The sequence below is a fragment of the Flavobacterium plurextorum genome, from assembly GCF_002217395.1.
Classification (GTDB): Bacteria; Bacteroidota; Bacteroidia; order Flavobacteriales; family Flavobacteriaceae; genus Flavobacterium; species Flavobacterium plurextorum.
In genome coordinates this window covers 31960-54497 of the sequence record NZ_MUHD01000035.1, presented here as the reverse complement: position 1 = coordinate 54497, position 22538 = coordinate 31960, and the positions used below count along the sequence as shown (strand labels likewise).

The window sequence follows — 22538 nt, the reverse complement described above, 5'->3', positions numbered from 1 at the left end:
TTTTAAGATTGGTTTCTCGATTAAAAGGAATTTAAATTAAAGCCAAAAGATCAGCCTTTGTTTTTTAATTTATTCGATACAAAATTTATAAAATCATTTTGCTGATCTACAAATAAATAATGAGAACAGTTATTCAGTATTTTGAAATTATTTTTACCAGTAATTTGCTGCATGTCTTTTAATTGCTTCTCTGAAAATATGCCGTCGTTTTTACCATAAATGGCATAAACAGGAATCTTTTCAGCTTTTATTTCTCGAAGTATCGATTTGGTGTCGATGTTGTTTTTTGATTCATTTTTGTAAAACTTGATAGGCGATTCCGCATTTTTGACAGCAGTTTTATAAAAAATGCTTTTTTCATATTGATTTCTTAAAGCTGTACTTTCTTTTGTTGGTTTTGGCATTGCGAAATAATTCATTTCACTTGCTATATCATAACATCCCTTTCGGTATTCTGCAGTGCTTTTGTTTAGGTTTTCAATCTTCTTGATCTGAGAAAGTTTAGAAGTATCATTTTTAAAATATTCAGCTGCATTTTTTAGAATGTGATCGTAAGTTTCCTGTTGTGAGAACAAAGCTCCTGCAAGAACTAATGAACTTACTTTTTTCGGAAATTTAGCGGTATACAAAGTGGCAGCGATTCCTCCAAAACTATGAGCAAGAATATTGGCTTTGCTTATGTTGTAAGTCTTGTAAATTTGATTTAAATCGTTAAAACTTTCATCAAAAGTCATTACAGCATTTTCATCTTTAGATCTTCCTTCTCCGCGTCGATCATAAACAATAACATAAAAACCTTTACTTGCCAGTATTTTGGCAGTTGTTCCTTCAAAAAGGTTAGAGTTGCCGCTTGGTCCTCCGTGAATAAAAATAATAGCCGGATTTTTACTGTTTCCGTATGCTTTTGAGTAGATATTCTGAGCAAAAATGGGTATCGAGAAAAGAACCAAACTCACTATTAATAGCAGCTTCTTCATTTTAAAAGATTAGATTTTAAAACAATTCTTCGTATCTGTTGTTCAAAATAGTACGCAATATCAAAGTTTTCATTTGCTTGATTTTCCATTACTATTACGCTGGTATTACTTGCAGGATAATACAAATTAACGGCAGTAAATCCTTCACTAGGATGAAATCCAGTATGTCCGATTTCTTTTACAGCACCTTGATCATTAATTCGTAATCCATATCCATAACCAATTGGTTTGTCACTAAAAAGGAGATGCGTGTTTGTAATAGAGTAAGTTGTCATCAATTTATAAGTCTCACTTTTTAGCAGTTTACCATTATGTAATTTTTCATCCCATTTTGCTAAATCTGGTGCTGTTACAATTAAATTGGAACCAAAATATTGAGACGGCTCAAAATTAATTTTTTCATTTACTCTAAATGTTCCGTCAGTTTTAACAGTATGTCCTTTTGTTAAAGTTTTTTGGGCACTTTCCGAAGGGTAAGAACTATTATTCATACCGCATTTTTTAAACAATGCTGTTACTAATTGATTATAGCTTTTTTTGCTTTGCTTTTCGAGAATTTCACCCAAAAGAGAATAGCCGGGATTAGAATAACTAAAATTACTCCCTGGAGAAAATTTCAAAGGTTTATCAAGGCTTTCACTGCCGATTCCTGATGTATTATTAAGCAATTGATGTACAGTTACAGAATCTGCCCAGCTGTATTTAAAATCAGGTAAATATTTTCGAACAACAGCCTGTAAATCGATTGTTCCTTTTTCAACTTCAGTTAAAACAAGTACTGCAGTAATTTGTTTGGCAATAGACATTGTTGAGAATCTATCAGAAATTTTAAGGGGTTCCTTTGTATTGAAATTACGATAACCGAAAGCTTTAGCGTACTTTGTTTTTCCGTTTTGTTGTATATAAACTACTCCATTAAATGATCTAGGACTTGTGACTTTAATTAAGCTGTCAATTTTGGCGGAATAATTATCTTCTTGTTGTGCAAAAGAATGACAGGAAGAAAATAACACAACAAATAGCGTACACGTTAGTCGAAGAAAATGATTCATTTAGGCTTTAGTTTTTTTTAAGTTAGTATGTTTTGTTTTTGATATTTAATAAAAGGAACGCTTGTTTTTTGTTTTTATTTTAACAGGATAAATATAGAAGTTAAAATTTATCTGCAGTTAAATTTGGAGGGAATTTAAAAGAAAAAATATAGCTTTTGGAATTATATTTTATTAAATAGAAAAGCAAAGGTTCAAAAGCTTTCTTTTAAAACCTTTGAACCTTTGCATCTATGAACCTTTGAACCTCTTAAATAGAATTTCTATCAATAAAATTAAAAGGAACTTTTACCTGTCCTTTTTCTTTATTTAAAATCATTCGTGCAGCGGTTTCTCCCATTACATTAAAATCTGTAGACATTACAGTAATCCCTAATAATTCTTTCAAGGGAGTATCATTATAAGAGATAACACCGATTTCTTTTCCTAAAACAAATTCTTCATCACGAATCTGCTTCATTAAGTTTACAAGATCAGATTCTTCAATGGTAATAAATAAATCTCCTTTTTTAAGAATCATATCATCATAAACCTCGCTTAGAATTTCAAAATTAATTTCGTGTTCTACACAGAATTTTCTAAATCCGTGCAGGATTCTTCTTGGATAAGGATAAACAGCTTTGTCGGGATAAACTAGAATTAGTTTTTTGTATTTTGATATCTTTTCTAAACCTTCTTTTAAAGCATTGTAAATATCGTTTTCAAAATCCTGATATATTTTAATAATTTCGCCTTCCATTCCTAATTTAATGTTGTCCATTAAAACTAGTTTTTCCTGCGGAATTCTCTGAATTGCTTTTGCAACTTCATCAGTAAAACTCAAATGTTTTAACTCATCTGTTTTAAAATGTGTGGTAATTACATAATAATCATAAGCACCTTCAAACTTGTCTAACAAATTCAAAAATAATGTTTCATCGCAATGATAAATATGAAGGTCAGTGTGAGCATTCGCACCAAGTGTATTAATAAACGAGCTGTACGTTTTCATTTTATAGGCGCTCAGTTTATTAAATAAAAACAGAATATTTACTTTAGATTCTAGTTTTGTTCTCGTAATATAATATCCTTTTCCTCTAATTGATGAAATAATTTTTCGCTCTTTCAGTATATTATATGCCTTTTCTACAGTATCACGTGACATGTAAAACTCTTCACTAAAACTGTTTATAGAGGGGATTTTTTGATTTATTTTTAAATTTCCGTTAGCAATATTTTGTAAAATCGAGTCTACAATTTGTTTGTATTTTGGAACCCTCGAATCTTCATCTATTTTAATTAATTTAATCATGATTATGTTTTGCAAACTAGTTTCATATTTTGGTCATGAAACATAATTTTAAATTATAATATTAAAAAAATGGTTTTTAAAACCTGCTTTACATACTGATTTTATTACTTTCCTTACAAAAAAAGCGGAATTAAATACGGCTTGTTTTATATTTAAGTGTTTTTCACAATTTAGTAGTGAACTGAGGATATAATAATTACGAAATCAATCGCTAAAATAGCGTTTTTAAATTTACTTTTCCAATACTTAAGGATTGTTCTTTGCAAATAATAAGCAGTTTTAACATAATTACAAGATTCATAAAGGATAGTACAGGACAGTTTTCTTTCGAGCATTATATTATTTTACAAAACCAAATTAACTATCACAATTAACCAAAAAATAAAATTATTAAATGGAATCATTATTAGGAATTATTTTTCACTCTATCGGAGGATTTTCTTCAGGTAGTTTTTATATGCCTTTTAAAAAAGTTAAAGATTGGGCCTGGGAAAGCTATTGGCTTGTGGGCGGTTTCTTTTCTTGGTTAATTGTACCACCAATTGCGGCTTATTTAACGATTCCAAATTTTACAGAAATCATTGTTGCTGCTTCTCCTTCTATTAAAGCTTTCACTTATTCAATGGGATTAATTTGGGGAGTTGGAGGTTTAACATACGGTTTAGGAGTTCGCTATCTTGGAATGTCATTGGGGAATTCAATAACCTTAGGATTTTGTTCTGCTTTTGGAGCATTAGTTCCCTCGATTTATTACGATTTGTACCCAACAGAAGGTAAAATTTCATTTTCGGATATGCTGGCAAGTTCTGGCGGACAATTGGTTTTGTTGGGCGTTGCAGTTTGCCTTTTAGGAATCGCTATTTCTGGGAAAGCTGGAATGTTGAAAGAGAAAGATTTTTCGACTGGACATGAAGATAAGGATAAAGATTTTAGTTTAGCAAAAGGTTTAACCGTAGCGGTTATTTCGGGTATATTAAGTTCGTTTTTTAATTACGGAATTGAAGCTGGAAAACCAATGGCAGAAAAAGCAGTTGAACTAGGTTGTAATCCTTTATTTCAAAACAACGTAACTTATATTGTCTTGCTTTGGGGAGGTTTGACTACCAATTTTATTTGGTGTTTATACCTTAATTTCAAAAACAAAAGCATTGGTGATTACACCAATAAATCTACTCCAATTACAAAAAATGTGCTCTTTTCAGCACTTGCCGGAACAATGTGGTTTTTGCAGTTCTTCTTTTACGGAATGGGCGAAAGCAAACTTGGAAACGGTGCAAGTTCATGGATTTTACACATGGCAACTATTATTCTAACGGCTAATTTCTGGGGATTCTATTTGAAAGAATGGACAGGAGTATCGAAAAAAACATTTAGAACATTCCTTTGGGGAATCGGATTAATTATGCTTTCGATTGTTTTAGTGGGAATTGGAAACTCTTTATAAATACTGAAAAAACATATGATAACAATGTCAAATACAAATACAAAAAATATGAATTTTAAGCATGTTAGCTATCTTTGGGATGAGGCAAAAGCTCAAGAACTAGCTGGTGATGAAGTAGCGCTTTTCATTTATCGCTCTAATTTATTAGGAGCCGATTTAAGATTGACAAACTACGGAGGAGGAAATACTTCTGTAAAAATTACGGATAAAGATCCATTAACTGGAGCAAGCTCTGAAGTTATGTGGATTAAAGGTTCTGGAGGAGATATTGGAACTTTAACAAAATCAGGTTGTGCAGCGTTATATTTAGACAGACTTCGCAATCTTGAAAATGTGTACAGAGGAATTGAGTTTGAAGATGAAATGGTAGAATTGTTCAATCACTGTATTTTCGACTTAGCTTCAAAAGCGCCGTCTATCGACACACCTTTGCATGGTTTTTTACCATTCAAACACATCGATCACTTACATCCAGATGCGGCAATTGCAATCGCAGCAGCAAAAGACGGAGCAAAAATTACAGAAGAATTGTTTAACGGAGAAATTGGCTGGGTAGGATGGCAGCGTCCGGGCTTCGATTTAGGACTTCAATTAAGAAGTTGTTTAGAAGAAGCTGAAAAGAAAGGTAAAAAACTAAGAGGAATCATGTTAGGTTCTCACGGTTTATTTACTTGGGGTGATACTGCATACGAAAGTTACATCAACACATTGGAAGTAATTGAAAAATGTGCTGAATATCTTGAAAACAATTACGGCAAAAAACGTCCCGTTTTTGGAGGTCAGAAAATTGATAGCCTTCCAGAAGCTGATCGTAAATTGAAAGCTGCAAAAGTTGCTCCAATTTTAAGAGGTTTCTGTTCATCAGAGCGTCAAATGATTGGTCATTATACAGATGACGCAAGAGTTTTGGAATTCATTAATTCAAATGATCTTTCAAAATTAGCTCCATTAGGAACTTCTTGCCCAGATCACTTTTTAAGAACTAAAATCAGTCCGTTAGTTTTAGAATTAGATCCAAACGAAGATTTATCAGATGTAAATGCGGTTAAAGCAAAACTAGCTCCGGCTTTTGAGGCTTACCGTGCTATGTACAAAGACTATTATAATGCCTGCAAGAAATCAAATTCTCCTGCAATGCGTGACCCAAATCCAGTTGTGATTTTATATCCAGGAGTTGGTATGTTCACTTTTGCAAAAGATAAAACGATGGCACGTTTGGCATCAGAATATTATGTGAATGCAGTAAATGTAATGAAAGGTGCAGAAGCTGTTTCAGAATATACTTCATTACCGCACCAAGAAGCTTTTGATATTGAATATTGGTTATTAGAAGAAGCAAAATTACAGCGTATGCCAAAACCAAAAGCATTGTCTGGAAGAGTAGCTGTTATTACAGGTTCTGCGGGCGGAATTGGTAAGGCTATTGCTAAGAAATTTGCTCAAGAAGGTGCTTGCGTGGTAATCAATGATATCAATCAAGAGCGTTTAGAAGGTGCAACAGCTGAGTTTATTAAAGCTTTTGGAAAAGATGCAGTTGCGAGTACATTACTTAATGTAACAGATGAATCTAGTACAGAATTAGCTTTAGATCAAGCTTCTTTAGCTTTTGGTGGTGTAGATATTATTGTAAACAATGCAGGAATCAGTATTTCAAAATCTATTGCAGAACACACTCTTGAAGAATGGGATAGATTATATGATATCTTGGTAAAAGGACAATTTATTGTTTCTAAAGCCGGAATTGAAGTAATGCGCAAACAAGGTTTTGGAGGTGATATTGTGAATATTGTTTCTAAAAATGCTGTTGTTGCGGGTCCAAATAATCCTGGATATGGCTCTGCCAAAGCAGCACAAGCACATTTAACACGTTTAATGGCTGCTGAATTAGGAGCTGATAAAATTCGTGTAAACACAGTAAATCCTGATGCTGTAATCTCAGATTCAAATATTTGGTCTGGCGGATGGGCAGAAGGTCGTGCGAAAGCATACGGAATTACAGTTGAAGAACTTCCGGCTTATTATGCAAAACGTACGTTATTAAACGAAATCATATTGCCAGATGATATTGCAAATGCTTGTTTTGCTTTTGTTGGAGGTTTACTTGGTAAATCAACAGGGAATGCTTTAAACGTAGACGGCGGCGTTGCAATGGGCTTTTATAGATAAAGATTGTTTAGGTTTTTTTATAAGTTTGTTTAAGCAAAAGTGGTTTTTTGTGGTCTAACGTTCGATTTTTCGGGCGTTAGATTTTTTTAGATATAAAAGACTTTTACTGTGCAGACTAAACAGCATAAAATAGTAAAGTTAAACGCAGAGTTTAGATCATATAAATTATTATGCAAAAGGTTTTTAAATGCATAGAAAAAGAAGAATAGAACGTTGATAAAACGGATTCGCTATCGTGAAGACGCAGAAAAAAAACTGATTTTTCATAATGAATGAATTAAAAAAAAATCTGCGTAGATCAGCATTTTCGCGATAGCGAATCTGTCTAATCTGCGTCTAAAATCTTATTATTAAAATAAATAAAAATGTTTTTTAGTCAGCCATTTAGTGGCTTAGAATTTATGTGTTAAAAATACACATATAAAATAAAATTGCATATCTTGTTACACTCTATTAAAATATAAAGTATTATGATAATCGGATCAAACAATATTGAATCTCATAACGAGGAATTATTAAAAAAACACCAAAATAAACTGGTTTTTACAGCGTCAGAAATTGATAATACTGAGGCGATTATTCAAAAACTAATCGATTTTCAAATTGCAATTCCATCTTGGGCTTTAGGAACTGGAGGAACAAGATTTGGACGTTTTGCAGGTGGAGGAGAACCGCGTTCAATCGAAGAAAAAATCGAAGATGTTGGTTTGCTTCATAAATTAAATAATGCTTCAGGAGCTATTTCTCTGCATATTCCGTGGGATATTCCACAAGATTATAAAGCAATAAAAGCACTTGCAGCGCAGCACAATTTAAAGTTTGATGCCATGAACTCGAATACATTTCAAGATCAGGCAGATTCAGAACATACTTATAAATACGGTTCGTTACAAAACGTAAATAAAGCAGTTCGCAAACAGGCGATTGCACACAATATTGAAGTTATTAAACACGGAATCGAATTAGGATCTGAGTCATTAACAGTTTGGCTTGCTGATGGATCTAATTTTCCAGGACAGTTGAACTTTCGTAAAGCGTATCAAAATACATTAGAAAGTTTAGAAGAAATCTACGATGCATTGCCTTCGAACTGGAAATTATTTTTAGAATATAAATGTGCTGAGCCTAACTTTTATTCAACGACAGTAGCTGATTGGGGACAGTCTTATTCGTATGTTAAAAAGTTAGGCGATAAAGCGCAGACATTAGTCGATTTAGGACATCATTTACCAAATGCAAACATCGAGCAGATTGTTTCTTTATTATTAATGGAAAACAAACTGGGCGGATTTCACTTCAACGATTCAAAATACGGTGACGACGATTTAACAGCAGGAGCTTTAAAACCATATCAGTTATTTTTGATTTTCAATGAATTGGTTGAAGGAATGGATGCAAGAGGAATGAATCATGCAAAAGATCTTGGCTGGATGATCGACGCATCGCACAACATCAAAGATCCATTAGAAGATTTATTGCAGTCTGTAGAAGCTATTATGATTGCTTATGCACAAGCACTTTCTGTAGACAGAAAAGCATTAGAAAAAGCACAACAGGAAAATGATGTAGTAAAAGCACAGGAAATTCTTCAAAATGCTTTCCGTACAGACGTTCGCGCGTTAGTTGCTGAGGCTCGTTTCCGTTCTGGTGCCGCTTTAAATCCAGTTGAATTGTACAGAAGTCTTTCTGTTAGAAAAAATCTTATTGGAGAAAGAGGATTAAAAACATTAGCTACAGGCTTATAATTTATAATTGGTAATTAACAATTTACAATTAAAAAAATGAATGTAGTTGCAATTTTTGATATTGGTAAAACAAACAAAAAAGTATTCTTATTTGATGAAAACTATAGAATTGTTTGGGAAAAATCTGTTAATCTAGACGAAACAGTCGACGAAGATGGATTTCCCTGCGAGAATATAGAAGTGCTTAAAAACTGGATTTTTGAACGCTTGGAAGAAATAAAAGCTTTAACCAATTATGTATTAAAAGCCATTAATTTTAGTACCTACGGTGCTAGTTTTGTCTACATTGATAAAGAAGGAAAAGTTTTAACTCCTCTGTATAATTATCTAAAAGATTATCCAGAGGATTTAAAAAACGATTTCTATCATAAATATAAAGGTAAAGAACGATTTGCTGTAAAAACAGCTTCTCCGGTTTTAGGAAGCTTAAATTCGGGAATGCAGATTTACCGTTTAAAAGAAGAAAGACCAGAATTATTTGAAAAGGTCGAATATTGCTTGCACCTTCCGCAATTTTTGAGTTTTCTTTTAACCAATGAAGCTTACGCTGATATTACAAGCGTGGGTTGTCATACCAATCTTTGGAATTTCAAAAAAATGAAATACCATAAATGGTTGAAAAATGAAGGCATTTCATCTAAAATTCCAGAGTTTTATTCTGGAAAAGACGTTATAAAAACAAAAGATGGTTTGTCAGTAGGTGCTGGACTTCACGATAGTTCATCAGCTATAATTCCTTATACCATAAATTTTACAGAACCTTTTGTTTTATTGTCAACAGGAACGTGGAGTATTTCCTTGAATCCATTCAATAATAAACAATTAACTTTCGAAGAATTACAGAATGATTGTTTGTGTTATTTGCAATACACAGAAAAACCTGTAAAAGCGGCAAGACTTTTTGCAGGAAACGAACACGAAATACAAACTAAGAGATTAGCAGAACATTTTAAAGTTCCCGTTGATACATACAAAGAGGTTTATTTTGATAAAAATATTGTATCTAATTTAAGAGCCTTAAATTTTCAGATTATTTATCCTAAAAAGTATAATTTTGATATACTGAAAGAATGTCCTTTTCAAGAAAGAGATCTTTCAACATTTAAAAGCTATGAAATCGCTTACCATCAATTGATGTTGGATTTGGTAGAACAACAAGTATTTTCAACTAACTTAGTCATTCATAACAGTCCTGTAAAGAAAATTTTTGTTGATGGAGGTTTCAGTAAAAATTCAATTTATATGAATTTATTAGCCGAAGCTTTTCCTGATGTTGAAGTTTATGCCGCATCGATGGCGCAGGCAAGCGCTTTGGGAGCAGCATTGGCAATTCATCAAAACTGGAATCCTAAACCAATTCAGAATGACTTGATTGATTTGAAGTTTTATAAGCATTGAAATAATTAAAAATTAAAAAGTCTGATTGGTTTATAAGAAATCTTAATAATCTTGTCATTTTGACAAAGATTGATGCTTTTAGCTCTGGAGTTACTTACGAAGATTTCTCTCCCGAGACTTCGGGATCAAAATGACAAACAGCAAGTAGATTCATTCAGATTTAATTTTTAAATATTTGTTCAATCTGTCAAATCTGCGAGAAAAATATAACATCTAGAATGTTAAAAATAAAAATAATAGAAAATGAAAATCGGGCTATTTATACCGTGTTATGTTGATCAGTTTTATCCAAAAGTGGGTATTGCGACATACGAACTTTTACAGAAATTAGGATGTGAAGTTCATTTTCCGATGGGACAAACCTGCTGCGGACAGCCAATGGCAAACAGCGGTTATGCACACTTAACAAAAGGCTGTGATGCTAATTTTATAGCCAATTTTTCAGGATTCGATTATATTGTCTGCCCTTCAGGAAGTTGTGTTTTGCATGTAAAAGAACATTTGCATGATGATCAATTAGAGATTGCAGCGACAGAAATAAGAAATAAGGTTTTTGAATTAACAGAATTTATAACTGATATTTTAAAAATTGATCATATCGACGGACGTTTTCCTTTTAAAGTAGGAATGCACGTAAGCTGCCACGGACAACGTGGTTTGAAGCTTTCGCAGATGTCAGAATTAAATGCGCCATTTTTTTCCAAACCAGAACAATTACTTCACAATATTGAAGGACTTGATTTAGTTGCTTTAACCAGAAAAGATGAATGCTGCGGTTTTGGAGGTACATTTTGTGTTACCGAAGAAGCCGTTTCTGTAAAAATGGGACAAGACCGAATTAAAGATCACGAAAGTCATAATGTCGATTATATTACGGGAGGAGATATGTCTTGTTTAATGCATTTAGATGGAATTTTGAAAAGACAAAAAAGCAGAATCAAAACCATTCATATTGCTGAAATCTTAAATTCACTTGAAAACTAATTAAATTTAAGAGAAAAATAAATTTCTTTTTTTTAGCATTAAGATATTAAGTTCATCAAACTTTGACGTAATGTTAAAATAAAGAAATCACTTAAAATTGAAGCTTAATTTTCTTTTATCCTTAAGTATTTAAGTTCATAAAGTTTCACTTATTTAACTTAATATCTTAATGGTGAAATACTCAACTTACAAAAAATGTCTTCAGAAAAAATAATACAGCACAGCGAAGCTGCAGCAAAATTCAACAAAGATGTGGAGCGTGTCAATTGGCATGATGAAACACTGTGGTTTGTTCGTGCGAAACGTGATAAATCGGCGCATCAAATTGATGATTGGGAATTATTACGTGAAACGGCTTCAAGCATCAAAGCTAATGTGCTTTCGAATATTCACGATTATTTAGTAGAATTTGAGGCTAATGCCCAAAGAAACGGAATCATTGTACATTGGGCTGCTGATGCAAAAGAACACAATGAAATTGTACATTCGATCATGGCAAAACATGACGTAAAGCAAATGGTGAAATCAAAATCTATGCTTACAGAAGAATGTCATTTGAATGATTATTTAGCCGAAAGAGGCATAGAAGTTATCGATTCAGATTTAGGAGAATATATTGTGCAGCTTCGTAAAGAACCGCCAAGTCATATTGTTTTACCTGCCATTCACTTAAAGAAAGAAGATGTAAGTGAAACTTTTCACGAACATTTGGGAACAGAAAAAGGTAATTTTGATCCACAGTATTTAACTGAATCAGCACGTCATAGTTTAAGAAATACTTTTTTGACTAGAAAAGTAGCTTTAACTGGAGTGAATTTTGCCGTAGCCGAAACAGGTGAATTTGTCGTTTGTACCAACGAAGGTAATGCTGATATGGGCGCACATTTAGCCGATGTTCATATTGCTTGTATGGGATTTGAAAAACTGATTCCACAACGCAAGCATTTAGGCGTTTTTCTAAGATTATTGGCAAGAAGTGCAACAGGACAGCCTATAACAACTTTTTCAAGCCATTTTAAGAAACCAAGAGACGGAAAAGAACTTCATATTGTAATTGTCGACAACGGAAGAAGTAAACAATTAGGACGCGAAGATTTTAGAAATTCTCTAAAGTGCATTCGTTGTGGTGCTTGTATGAATACCTGCCCGGTTTACAGACGAAGTGGCGGACACAGTTATCACAATGCAGTAGCAGGACCAATTGGCTCTATTTTAGCGCCCAATTTAGACATGAGCAAAAATGCCGATCTGCCTTTTGCAAGCACACTTTGTGGTTCTTGTACTAACGTTTGTCCAGTAAAAATTGATATTCATGATCAATTGTATAAATGGCGTCAGGTTTTGGTAAAAGACGGTTATACGCCAAAAGCTAAAACAATTGCAATGAAAACTATGGCAACAGTATTGGCAAATCCAACAATTTTTAACATTGCGGGAAAATCAGGAAGATTTGTGATGAAAAATATTCCGGCAATGGTTAATAATAAAATGAATAAATGGTACGATCAGCGCGAAATGCCAGACGTTCCTGAGGAATCTTTTAGAGAATGGTACAAGAAAAATTCGAGAGAATCTAAAGCAAAAGACAATGAGCAGTAAAGCCGAAATTTTAAACAGAATAAAACTAAATCAGCCTGATTTGGTTACAGAACTGCCAGATTTAAGTCTTTTAGGTTCCGAAGATTTTGATACACTAGAAACCTATAAAACGGTTTTGAAAGGAATTGGAGGTGATCCTGTTAAAGTATCTAGTTATGAAGAGATAATCGATTATATAAAAGCAAATTACAATCTTAAAAAGAGAGTAATTACAACATTGCCAGAGCTGTCTGAAATAGCTTCTTTAGATTGGACAGCTGTTGATCCGCATTTGCTTCATGATGTTGAATTAACAGTTGTAAAAGCACATTTTGGAGTTGCAGAAAACAGCGGACTTTGGGTTACGGATGATATTTTAGGACAGCGTGTTTCTCCTTTTATTGCACAGTATTTAGCAATTATCGTTCATAAAAAAGATATTATCCGAACTATGCAGCAGGCTTATGACAGAATTGGTAATCAGGAATATGGTTTTGGAACTTTTATTGCGGGACCATCTAAAACGGCAGATATTGAACAATCATTGGTTTTAGGAGCACATGGTGCAAGAGGACTGATTGTTTTTTTATTAGATTAAGAGAAAGATTTTATAATAGAAAGAGGGCTTATAAGCCCTCTTTTTTTTTGTTTTAAACAAGAGCCGAATCTAAAAATAGGAATAAGCAGTTGTAAGTAAAATTATATGTTTATTTTATTAAGTGGTTGATGTTGAATGTTTTGTGAATATTTTTATATATATTTACATATTCTTAATAATGAATATCTTCTTTTATGTCCGTATCATATTAAATTTCATTATCCGCCATTAAAATTTTAAATATTTTTTAGATTGGTGATTCTTCACATTTTTTTTTAAAACCGAAAGTACTATTTATAGTATTTAGTATTGGTTGTAAGTAATTAACTTATGTAGCATGCTTTACATGACTACTTGTGTTTTTTGTTTGTGTATTTACATTTTTAAAGTGGTTTAATAACGATAATTTGATTTGTATGAAAAAACATCTTCTTTTTATAGTTTTATTTTTTGGTGGTTTTGCTGCCAATTCTCAAGTTGGTATTGGAACGCCAATGCCCAATTCTTCTTCTCAGTTGGAAATTGTTGCATCAAATCGCGGAGTATTAATTCCACGTGTGAGTTTAGTAAATTCTACAGATGCTTCGACAATAGTCAATGGTAATGTAAATAGTTTATTGGTATTTAATACGGCATTAATTGCCGACATAAAGCCAGGATATTACTATTGGTATAATAATAAATGGAACCGAATTGTAATTGACAGTGAAACTTCGACAGCTCCAGGAACTGTAATTTATAACTCTACTACAACAACGTTTTCTTATGTTGATCCTTCTGGAAATTTACAGCCCATTGATTTTAGTGCGATAGTAAAAGCAAATGAAACGATTACAACACAGACTCAAAATTTAGGAACGGGAGCAATTACATATATTAATGAAGCTGGAGCAGCATCAACATCTCAAGTAGTGAGTACAAACGCAAATAATTTACTAATAGTTGGAACTGATGGCGGAGCGATGTTAAATCCGTCGGCTATTGCGAGAACAATTACGGTTTCAAATGCTTCAACTGGGAATACTTCAACTATAACTGTAGACGGAATTACAAGTGTGGGCGCTCCAATTGTCAATACAAATGAAACAGCATTATCAGGAACCAGTTTAACGACAACGGTAAATGGTGTTTTGAGTACAGCTTTAGATTTGGCTCCAGTACTTTCAGCGGGAACAACAAATAATTTAAGTTTGTCTGGAAATACATTGACTTCTAATGTAAACGGTGTTGCTTCAACATCAGCTGCTGTGAGCGGTGTTTCGAATGCATCAGATATAAATACATCGACAATTACCGTTAACGGAATTACGAGTGCGGGTGCTCCAATTATAAATACAAATGAAACAGCATTAATAGGAACAAGTTTAACTACAACAGTAAATGGTGTTTCGAGTACAGCTTTAGATTTGGCTCCTGTACTTTCAGCAGGAACAACAAATAATCTAAGTTTGTCTGGAAATACATTGACATCTAATGTAAACGGCGTTGCTTCAACATCAGCTGCTGTGAGCGGTGTTTCGAATGCATCAGATATAAATACATCGACAGTTACCGTTAACGGAATTACAAGTGCGGGCGCACCAATTATAAATACAAATGCATCATCATTATCAGGAACAAGTTTAACTACAACGGTAAATGGTGTTTCGAGCGCAGCTTTAGATTTGACTCCTGCAATTGCCGCAGGAACTACTGTTTCTAATACCAGTTCTGTAAATTCTTTGAGTACTACTGTAAACAGTGTAACTGGAACAGCAGTAAACATAGTTAATAGTAACACTTTGACGGCTGCAAATGGAAATCTAGTTTCAACGGTAAATGGCGTTGCAACAACACCAGCAGTTTCAGTTTTAATCTCCGTAAATAATGGTTTAAATTCGACCAATGGCAATGTACAGTTAGGTGGAAGTTTAATCAAAGGGACAACTATTACGACTGATGCAGTTAACACATTAGCCATTTCAGGTTTGCAGTCAAGTGTTTCAGGAACAGATAATTTGATAGTTGCTGATGCATCTGGAGTTTTAAAAACACTGCCATCGTCTGTAATGAATAACTGGCGCACAACAGGAAATTCTGGCACTACAGCAACTACATTGAGCGGGGGCAATTATATAGGTACTATAGATCGTGTTGGATTAAATTTTAGAGTAGGGAACGATCATGCAGGTTGGCTGGGATATCAAACAGGAGGAATTGGTACGTCATCTGTTTATTTCGGAGTTAATTCAGGATTTGCAGGAGCGGCTCTATCAAATGCAGCTTATGGGAATATTGGGATAGGGGATAATGCTTTGGCAGCAAATACAACAAATGCCAATACAGCAATTGGAACTTTTGCGCTTCAACGTACTGTATCAGGTTTTAACAACGTGGCTCTTGGTTATCTCACACTTCAAAATAATGTAGTTGGTCAGTCGAATACAGCACTTGGAACGGGAGCACTTCAAAACAACGCAGCTTCTTTTAATGTTGCAGTTGGAAGTAGTGCAGGAGTGAATAATACAACAGGAACGAATAATAGCTTTATAGGATCTACGGCAGATCTTACAACATCTGGTCTTAATGTGACTAATGCAACGGCAATAGGTTATAATGCAAAAGTGGGCGCAAGTAATACTATTGTTTTAGGAGGTACTGCAGCAAATTCAGTAAAAGTTGGAATAGGTAATACTATACCAAGTAATACATTACACATAAGCAGTACAGCTGATCCTATTCGTGCCGAAGGCTTGCAGACAGGAGCCGCAACAGATAATTTTGTTGTAGCCACTTCTACTGGTGTACTTAAAATAATTGCACCAAATACTCCAAGCTTCTGGAGACTTTCAGGTAATGGAGCAACTGATTCTTCTTTAAATTTTTTAGGTACTACAGATGGCCAGCCTTTAATGTTTAGAATCAATAATGTAAAGGCTGGAATGTTATCTCAAACTGGTACAACAGCATTTGGACTTCGAGCGTTATCAAATTCTGTAGGTACAAATAATACGGCATTTGGACATAATACATTAACGAGTTCAGCAAGTGGAACAGGAAATGTTGCAGTAGGATATAGAGCACTCGAAGTAAATACAGGTAATTATAATATTGCTATGGGAGTAGGTTCACTTTTAGTGAATACCTCAGGAAATCAAAATGTAGCTGTTGGAAATACCGCTCTGGGTATTTTAACTAGTGGTACTGGTAATACGGTATTGGGTTATCAGGCTGGATATACTTTAACAACTGGAAGCCAAAATATTGTCATAGGTAATACAATTGGACTCCCTTCAGCTGTAGCAAGTAATCAATTAAACATAGGTAATGCAATTTTTGGAACAGATATTAATAAATTAGGATCTTCGGCTAAAGATGCAAAGATTGGTATTAATATAGATACACCTAGTAATACATTACATGTTTCACCAAGAACTATTGGTACAGATGATCCAGTACGTATTGAGGGCTTGTTGACAAGTGTTTCGACAACAGATAATGTCGTAGTTGCGGATGGATCGGGTATTTTAAAGATAAAAAGCCCTTCTTTAATAACTTTAGAACCTTGGCAGATACAGTCTACGACAAATAAAGCCATTTCAAATACTGATGCGATATATCAAATGGGTAAAGTCGGAATAGGTACTACAGATATGTTTGGAGGAACTGCAGATCCCGGTACTTGGCTTGCAGTAAATGGTTCCATTAAAACTACTACGACCACTTATCCTGATTATGTGTTTGAAAGTTATTTTAATAAAACGAAGTCCAATACTGAAAAATATTCTTTTAAATCGTTAAAGGAAATCGAAGAGTTTGTGAATGAAAATAAACATCTGCCTGGAGTTACAGGAATTGCTGAGTTGTCAAGAAATGAAAAGGGAGATTATATTTTTAACGTTACAAAATTATCTGTTCAAGTTTTAGAAAAAGTAGAAGAGTTGTATCTTCATGTTATTGAACAGCAGAAAGAATTGCAAGCAAAGGATAAAGAAATTCAAAATCTTAAGCAGAAATCGGCTGAAATGGATTTGCGTTTAGAGCATCTGGAAAAATTATTGGCACAAATATCATCTAATAAGCAATGAAGATGAAAACGAAACATTTGAAATGGTGTATAATTACAATTTTCTGCATTGAAAAGTTGTTTGCGCAAACTGTAAACACGGGCGAATTGTCAGTTTTATCCAATACGCAGCTTTCTACTGTCGTAGATTTTGATAATAAAGCAAGTGGTGATATTTTAAATGATGGAAATTTTTATGTCTATTCTAATTTTAAAAACGACGGACTATTTACTTATACTGATTTAAGCGATGGAAAAACTCTTTTTCTAGGCAATAATGTACAGTTTATTGAAGGAACTTCAGCACCTTATTTTCAAAATATCGAGTTTAATAATACTTCCAGTAAAGAACCTTTTCGATTAGCATCTACGATTGTTATTAATAAAATGGCAGTATTTAAAAACGGAATTGTCGACGCCGCTAATGATATAGGAAAAATGGTTTTTAATGAAAATGCATCTCATTCAGATACCAGTAATTTGAGTTTTGTAGATGGGAGAGTAGAAAAGAAAGGTTCTGTAAAATTTGAATTTCCAATAGGTGATGACATTTATTACAGACCTTCAGTAAATGATGGAACCTCAAATGTAAATAACATTTATACAACAGAATATTTCTTTGAAAGTATAGGCAGCATTTATCCTTATACAAGTAAAGAAGAAAAGATCATAACAATAGATCAGGTCGAATACTGGAACTTAATTCAAGAAGGAGGATCAGATAAGGTAGTTTTAAGTCTAACATTAGACAAGAATACTACACCAAATGCTTTCTTTTTGGAAAGTAATGAAACAGAATTGGCGATTGTAAGATGGGATACAGCATCAGCTAAGTGGATTAATGAAGAAGGTATAACTACTGATCTTCTTACTGGAGCAGATTTTACAAAATTAATAACGGCACAAGTAACTGGTTATGGTGTTTTTACAATTGCTATGGTCAAAAAAGACAATCCGGCTCCTCCATCTGATGAAATTATAATTTATAATGCAGTTTCGCCCAACGGAGATGGTATAAATGATAGTTTTTTAATTAAAGGAATTGATAAATTTCCTGATAACAGAGTTCAAATTTATAATCGCTGGGGAGTAAAGGTGTACGATGCAAAAGCGTACAATGAAAAGGACAATATGTTTTTTGGATTTTCAGAAGGACGTGACACCATAAAGAAAGATGAGGGGCTGCCGGCAGGAACTTATTTTTATATTTTAGAATACAAAAAAGGAGAGGAAACACTCAAGAGATCAGGGTATCTATTTATTAATAATAATAAATAGAACAGAAAACGAGGCCTTAAGCCTCGTTTTTATTTTCAATATATGATTTATCTAAGCCGTTTGATCGTCAGTAGTTGCATCTGGAGCATTTTTCTTTACAGACTCAATTCCGTTTTCTCTTGCCGCTACACTTTCATACATTTCACTTGAACCAATTATCTGTCCATTGCTGGCTTTAAGATTAAAATACGGTTTTCCATTGCTGGATTCTTTTCTGTCATAACGACCATCATCTTGTGAGTTTGTTTTTACAGATTCGATTCCGTTTGTGCAGGCCGCTTTTGTTGTATAGCCTTCACTTGTTAAAATTGTCTGGCCGTTACCAGCTTTCAAATTAAATTGAAATTCACCATTGGTTCTTTTAGTAATTACAAATTTTCCCATTTAGTTTTTTATTTAAGTTAACTATAATATTTTGCTTTCTATAAAAATACAAAACTTAGTTATACAATTGTTAGTGTCAGAAAAAATAATTAATAGGATAATTATAACGGAATATTTTCTTTACAATTTAGTGGTTTTGAATAATGTCATAAGAGATTTCTTTATATTTGAATTAAATATTAGCTATAATTATTATGAGAAAACTATGTATTGTATTAGTAATTGCAACGCTGATTTCATCTTGCAATTCTAAAAAGAAAGAAGATACAGTAGAAACTGCTGTAAAAGATTCAACAACCGTAAGTGCCGAAAAAAGCACTGCTGCTAAAGTTGATGTTTATGAAGGATTATTACCATGCGCAGATTGCAGCGGTATAGAAACTGTTCTAAAAATTTATCAAGGCGATGGCACTATGGAAAGCCATAAGTTTGAATTGTTTACCGTATACAAAGGAAAATCACCTGAAAAGGAGTTTATAGAAAAAGGAACTTTTAATACCGAAAGAGGTTTAGAAAACGATCCAAATGGGACAATTTATATATTGAATTGGGATAAACCTGCAGAGAACCAGATTTATTACGGTTATTACAGCGCAGATCCTCAAAAAATATATATGTTAGATCGAGAGAAAAAAATAATCAAGTCAGAGCTGAATTATGCTTTAACATTGAAAAAATAATAGTTTGATTACTATTTATAAAAAAAGAGACTTTTTTAAAGTCTCTTTTTTTATATATGTAAAATGCTTAATTATTTAATTGTAATAGGCAGTTCGACTGTTGTTTTATCCCATCCAATTACCAAATTTGCTGTAGTACCTTGTGATGTAAAAGCAATTGATAAAGCTTCGATTACAGTAGAAACTGGCTTTACAGGAACAGAAACTCTAACAACATCTTTGCTTTCATCATAAGCATAAGCGCCCCATAAATCAAGTTCCTTGTTGATAATAATTGTCCATTTGTCTTTTTCAGGAATTGCAAATAAACTGTAAGTTCCTGCAGGAACATTTTTACCGCCAATAGTTACAGGTTTGTAAAATTTGACTTCTGTATTTTCATTAGCACCAACTCTCCAAACTTCTCCATATTTTATCAAATCACCAAAAATAGTGCGTCCTTTTACAGACGGTCTTGCATAGATAACTTTAACAACGGGAGCTGGATTATCAGTTTTTTTGAATTTAACAGCTTTGTTAGGAAAATAAGAAATATCTACAGGACTTGCATCCAGTGGAGCAAATTTTACAACTTCCTGTGCTTGAACTGTAAATGCAGCAAATAAAGTAACTGCAAGCAAACTTAATTTTTTCATAGGATTACAATTTTTAGAATAAGTACAAAGTAAGTTAATAGTCAATAAAAATCACATCAATACAATTAGTTTTTTGTTAATGAATTGGTAATGACTCTTAAATTTAGTCTAAAACGACATTGAAAAATTTTAAAGCGATTTTTTAATTCCCATTTCAAGCCCTCTTAATTCAGCTAAACCACGTAAGCGACCAATTGCAGAATATCCTGGATTTGTTTTTTTCTTTAAATCATCCAGCATTTGATGTCCGTGATCTGGACGCATTGGCAGTTTGCTGTTGTTTCTTTTTTCAACCTCTATAATTGCTTTTACCACTTCGTACATATCTACATCACCCTCAAGATGATTCGCTTCATAAAAGCTGCCTTCTTCATCCCTTTGTGTACTTCTTAGGTGAATAAAATTCATTTTATCTCCATGACGTCTTACAATTCCAGGTAAATCATTATCAGCCCTAACGCCGTATGAACCGGTGCACATCGTAAATCCGTTTGATTTTGAAGGCGCGGCATTCATTAATTCTATCAAATCCTCCTCAGTACTTACCACTCTTGGCAAGCCTAAAATTGGGTAAGGAGGATCATCAGGATGAATGGCCATCAAAACACCTTTACTCTCTGCAACTGGAATAATCTGCTTTAAAAAGTAAAACAAATTGTCTTTTAAAGCCTGTCTGTCAATATGATTATAAGCACTTAATGTAATTAAAAAATCCTCAACAGTATAAGCTTCTTCTGCACCTGGAAGTCCAGCAAGAATATTTCGCTGTAATTTTACCTTATCCTCATCAGTCATGGCTTCAAAATAACTTTTTGCTTTTTGAGTCTGCTCTGGTGAATATTCCTTTTCGGCACCAGGTCTTTTCAAAATAAACAATTCAAAAGCAGCAAAAGCATTAATGTCAAAGCGAAGTGCTTTCGAGCCGTCTTCAACCGTATAAGATAAATCAGTTCTCGACCAGTCTAAAACCGGCATGAAATTATAGCAGACACATTGAATACCGCATGAAGCCAGATTGAGAATGCTTTCTTTATAGTTTTCAATGTATTGAAGATAATTTCCAGTTTGTTTTTTAATGTCTTCATGTACTGGTATACTTTCTACAACTGACCAAGTTAACCCTGAAGCGCCTTTTTTAGGATCGCCGTCTTGGTATTCAATTGCAGCTTTTCGTTTGTTGATTTCGTCAATGCTCCAAACCTCTCCGTTCGGAATATGATGTAAAGCAGTTACAATTCCGGTTGCTCCAGTTTGTGCAATATCTTGCAAAGAAACAGGATCATTTGGTCCGAACCATCTTAATGTTTGTTCCATTTTGTATTGTGTTGTAATTTAGTTTATTAAATACTCGTCGCAGCAAATCCGCCGTCAACCTTTAAGATTGTTCCTGTTACGAATTTTGACATATCACTGCACAAGAATAAAAGAGCACCGTCAATATCTTCTGGCGTTCCAAATCTTCCCATTGGTGTATGATCGATAATTTTTTCGCCTCTTGGAGTTAGATTCCCTTCAGGAGTTAATAATAAAGCTCGGTTTTGTTCTCCAATAAAAAATCCAGGTGAAATAGCATTTACACGAATTCCCTCGCCATATTTTTGCGCTAATTCAACCGCCATCCATTGTGTAAAATTGTCGATCGCCGCTTTTGAAGCCGAATATCCCACAACTCTCGTTAACGGTCTTTGTGCTGATGCTGATGAGATGTTGATGATATTTCCTGATTTCTGCTTCGCAAAAAGCTCAGAAAAAACCTGAGTTGGAAGCATAGTTCCAATAATATTCAAATCGACTACTTTTTGTAAATCATCGCTTTTCATATCATAAACAGCTTGATCCGGTTGTACAGTTGCTCCCGGCATATTACCGCCCGCAGCATTAATTAAAATATCCAGACGACCGTATTTTTCAACAATAAAGTCTTTCGCTTTTTCTAAATCCTCTTTATTCAAAACATTTGCTTGAATCGCAAAACCTTGTCCGCCATTTACTTCTATTTGCTGTACTGTTTTTGCTGCTTTTTCAATAGATTGAGAAACGATCCCAACTATAACACCTTGTTTAGCCAAAACGTTTGCAAAATTGCTGCCTAATACGCCGGCACCGCCAGTAATAAGGGCAATTTTCCCTTTTAGATTAAATATTGAATCCATTTAGTTTTATTTAAAATACAATACTTTAAATTCCAAAATCTAATTTTTGAAAAGTAAAGTAGATTATATAAGTTTGATTTTAATGATTAAATTTTTTCCTTGGAATTTGGAATTTGGATTTTTCCCGAAGAGG

The 22538-nt window shown here is 33.5% G+C and carries 17 protein-coding genes; 10 read left to right on the top strand and 7 right to left on the bottom strand.

What is annotated here, in order from left to right; all coding sequences use genetic code 11:
• Nucleotides 1–50: 50 nt before the first annotated feature.
• The 3 genes from B0A81_RS18375 to B0A81_RS18365 all read right to left on the bottom strand — a co-directional run bounded on the left by B0A81_RS18375 (nucleotide 51) and on the right by B0A81_RS18365 (nucleotide 3317).
• Complete coding sequence (locus B0A81_RS18375; protein WP_089059351.1) at nucleotides 51–977, bottom strand: alpha/beta hydrolase; 927 nt, start codon at nucleotides 975–977, stop codon at nucleotides 51–53.
• Nucleotides 974–2029: a serine hydrolase domain-containing protein gene (locus tag B0A81_RS18370; RefSeq protein WP_089059350.1), complete on the bottom strand. Its 1056-nt coding sequence runs from the start codon at nucleotides 2027–2029 to the stop codon at nucleotides 974–976. The genes B0A81_RS18375 and B0A81_RS18370 overlap by 4 nt, the downstream gene beginning before the upstream one ends.
• A 247-nt stretch (nucleotides 2030–2276) precedes the next feature.
• Complete coding sequence (locus B0A81_RS18365; RefSeq protein WP_089059349.1) at nucleotides 2277–3317, bottom strand: GntR family transcriptional regulator; 1041 nt, start codon at nucleotides 3315–3317, stop codon at nucleotides 2277–2279.
• Between the two features lie 394 nt (nucleotides 3318–3711).
• Here B0A81_RS18365 and rhaT point away from each other — a divergent pair, with 394 nt between their 5' ends.
• The 9 genes from rhaT (at nucleotide 3712) to B0A81_RS18320 (ending at nucleotide 18553) form a co-directional block, all read left to right on the top strand.
• Nucleotides 3712–4761, top strand: a complete 1050-nt coding sequence (rhaT, locus tag B0A81_RS18360) for an L-rhamnose/proton symporter RhaT (RefSeq protein WP_089059348.1) — start codon at nucleotides 3712–3714, stop codon at nucleotides 4759–4761.
• A 24-nt stretch (nucleotides 4762–4785) separates the two neighbouring features.
• The gene (locus B0A81_RS18355) at nucleotides 4786–6927 is read left to right on the top strand and encodes a bifunctional aldolase/short-chain dehydrogenase (protein WP_089059347.1); all 2142 of its coding nucleotides are present in this window, start codon (nucleotides 4786–4788) and stop codon (nucleotides 6925–6927) included.
• A 470-nt stretch (nucleotides 6928–7397) separates the two neighbouring features.
• Nucleotides 7398–8672, top strand: coding sequence for a TIM barrel protein (locus B0A81_RS18350; RefSeq protein ID WP_089059346.1), 1275 nt, complete (start codon nucleotides 7398–7400; stop codon nucleotides 8670–8672).
• Between the two features lie 36 nt (nucleotides 8673–8708).
• Complete coding sequence (locus tag B0A81_RS18345; RefSeq protein ID WP_089059345.1) at nucleotides 8709–10070, top strand: FGGY-family carbohydrate kinase; 1362 nt, start codon at nucleotides 8709–8711, stop codon at nucleotides 10068–10070.
• A 243-nt stretch (nucleotides 10071–10313) separates the two neighbouring features.
• Complete coding sequence (locus B0A81_RS18340) at nucleotides 10314–11054, top strand: (Fe-S)-binding protein (RefSeq protein ID WP_089059344.1); 741 nt, start codon at nucleotides 10314–10316, stop codon at nucleotides 11052–11054.
• A 195-nt stretch (nucleotides 11055–11249) separates the two neighbouring features.
• Entirely contained in the window at nucleotides 11250–12653 is a 1404-nt protein-coding gene (locus B0A81_RS18335; protein WP_089059343.1) for a lactate utilization protein B, read from the top strand.
• Nucleotides 12643–13230, top strand: a complete 588-nt coding sequence (locus B0A81_RS18330; RefSeq protein ID WP_089059342.1) for a LutC/YkgG family protein — start codon at nucleotides 12643–12645, stop codon at nucleotides 13228–13230. The genes B0A81_RS18335 and B0A81_RS18330 overlap by 11 nt, the downstream gene beginning before the upstream one ends.
• Nucleotides 13231–13646: 416 nt before the next feature.
• Entirely contained in the window at nucleotides 13647–17297 is a 3651-nt protein-coding gene (locus tag B0A81_RS18325) for a beta strand repeat-containing protein (protein WP_089059341.1), read from the top strand.
• 2 nt (nucleotides 17298–17299) lie between these two features.
• Nucleotides 17300–18553: a gliding motility-associated C-terminal domain-containing protein gene (locus tag B0A81_RS18320; protein WP_165768090.1), complete on the top strand. Its 1254-nt coding sequence runs from the start codon at nucleotides 17300–17302 to the stop codon at nucleotides 18551–18553.
• Between the two features lie 51 nt (nucleotides 18554–18604).
• Here the strand turns inward: B0A81_RS18320 and B0A81_RS18315 are convergent, their stop codons facing one another.
• Nucleotides 18605–18937 carry a YegP family protein gene (locus tag B0A81_RS18315; protein WP_089059339.1) on the bottom strand — a complete coding sequence of 111 codons (333 nt, stop codon included), beginning with the start codon at nucleotides 18935–18937 and terminating at the stop codon, nucleotides 18605–18607.
• Nucleotides 18938–19131: 194 nt separating this feature from the next.
• Between B0A81_RS18315 and B0A81_RS18310 the strand changes: the two genes are divergently transcribed.
• Nucleotides 19132–19617 (top strand): copper resistance protein NlpE, encoded by a 486-nt coding sequence (locus B0A81_RS18310; RefSeq protein ID WP_089059338.1) that lies wholly within the window; start codon nucleotides 19132–19134, stop codon nucleotides 19615–19617.
• A gap of 71 nt (nucleotides 19618–19688) precedes the next feature.
• Here the strand turns inward: B0A81_RS18310 and B0A81_RS18305 are convergent, their stop codons facing one another.
• The 3 genes from B0A81_RS18305 to B0A81_RS18295 form a co-directional block, all read right to left on the bottom strand.
• Nucleotides 19689–20252, bottom strand: coding sequence for a DUF2911 domain-containing protein (locus B0A81_RS18305; RefSeq protein ID WP_089059337.1), 564 nt, complete (start codon nucleotides 20250–20252; stop codon nucleotides 19689–19691).
• 129 nt (nucleotides 20253–20381) lie between these two features.
• Nucleotides 20382–21566 carry a mannonate dehydratase gene (gene uxuA, locus B0A81_RS18300; protein ID WP_089059336.1) on the bottom strand — a complete coding sequence of 395 codons (1185 nt, stop codon included), beginning with the start codon at nucleotides 21564–21566 and terminating at the stop codon, nucleotides 20382–20384.
• A 26-nt stretch (nucleotides 21567–21592) separates the two neighbouring features.
• Nucleotides 21593–22405, bottom strand: coding sequence for an SDR family oxidoreductase (locus B0A81_RS18295; protein WP_089059335.1), 813 nt, complete (start codon nucleotides 22403–22405; stop codon nucleotides 21593–21595).
• Nucleotides 22406–22538: the final 133 nt, after the last annotated feature.

Bases quoted from the DNA above. Each gene is read 5' to 3' on its own strand.
- B0A81_RS18375 (WP_089059351.1), bottom strand. From the start codon at position 977: ATGAAGAAGCTGCTATTAATAGTGAGTTTGGTTCTTTTCTCGATACCC.
- B0A81_RS18370 (WP_089059350.1), bottom strand. From the start codon at position 2,029: ATGAATCATTTTCTTCGACTAACGTGTACGCTATTTGTTGTGTTATTT.
- B0A81_RS18365 (WP_089059349.1), bottom strand. From the start codon at position 3,317: ATGATTAAATTAATTAAAATAGATGAAGATTCGAGGGTTCCAAAATAC.
- rhaT (WP_089059348.1), top strand. From the start codon at position 3,712: ATGGAATCATTATTAGGAATTATTTTTCACTCTATCGGAGGATTTTCT.
- B0A81_RS18355 (WP_089059347.1), top strand. From the start codon at position 4,786: ATGTCAAATACAAATACAAAAAATATGAATTTTAAGCATGTTAGCTAT.
- B0A81_RS18350 (WP_089059346.1), top strand. From the start codon at position 7,398: ATGATAATCGGATCAAACAATATTGAATCTCATAACGAGGAATTATTA.
- B0A81_RS18345 (WP_089059345.1), top strand. From the start codon at position 8,709: ATGAATGTAGTTGCAATTTTTGATATTGGTAAAACAAACAAAAAAGTA.
- B0A81_RS18340 (WP_089059344.1), top strand. From the start codon at position 10,314: ATGAAAATCGGGCTATTTATACCGTGTTATGTTGATCAGTTTTATCCA.
- B0A81_RS18335 (WP_089059343.1), top strand. From the start codon at position 11,250: ATGTCTTCAGAAAAAATAATACAGCACAGCGAAGCTGCAGCAAAATTC.
- B0A81_RS18330 (WP_089059342.1), top strand. From the start codon at position 12,643: ATGAGCAGTAAAGCCGAAATTTTAAACAGAATAAAACTAAATCAGCCT.
- B0A81_RS18325 (WP_089059341.1), top strand. From the start codon at position 13,647: ATGAAAAAACATCTTCTTTTTATAGTTTTATTTTTTGGTGGTTTTGCT.
- B0A81_RS18320 (WP_165768090.1), top strand. From the start codon at position 17,300: ATGAAAACGAAACATTTGAAATGGTGTATAATTACAATTTTCTGCATT.
- B0A81_RS18315 (WP_089059339.1), bottom strand. From the start codon at position 18,937: ATGGGAAAATTTGTAATTACTAAAAGAACCAATGGTGAATTTCAATTT.
- B0A81_RS18310 (WP_089059338.1), top strand. From the start codon at position 19,132: ATGAGAAAACTATGTATTGTATTAGTAATTGCAACGCTGATTTCATCT.
- B0A81_RS18305 (WP_089059337.1), bottom strand. From the start codon at position 20,252: ATGAAAAAATTAAGTTTGCTTGCAGTTACTTTATTTGCTGCATTTACA.
- uxuA (WP_089059336.1), bottom strand. From the start codon at position 21,566: ATGGAACAAACATTAAGATGGTTCGGACCAAATGATCCTGTTTCTTTG.
- B0A81_RS18295 (WP_089059335.1), bottom strand. From the start codon at position 22,405: ATGGATTCAATATTTAATCTAAAAGGGAAAATTGCCCTTATTACTGGC.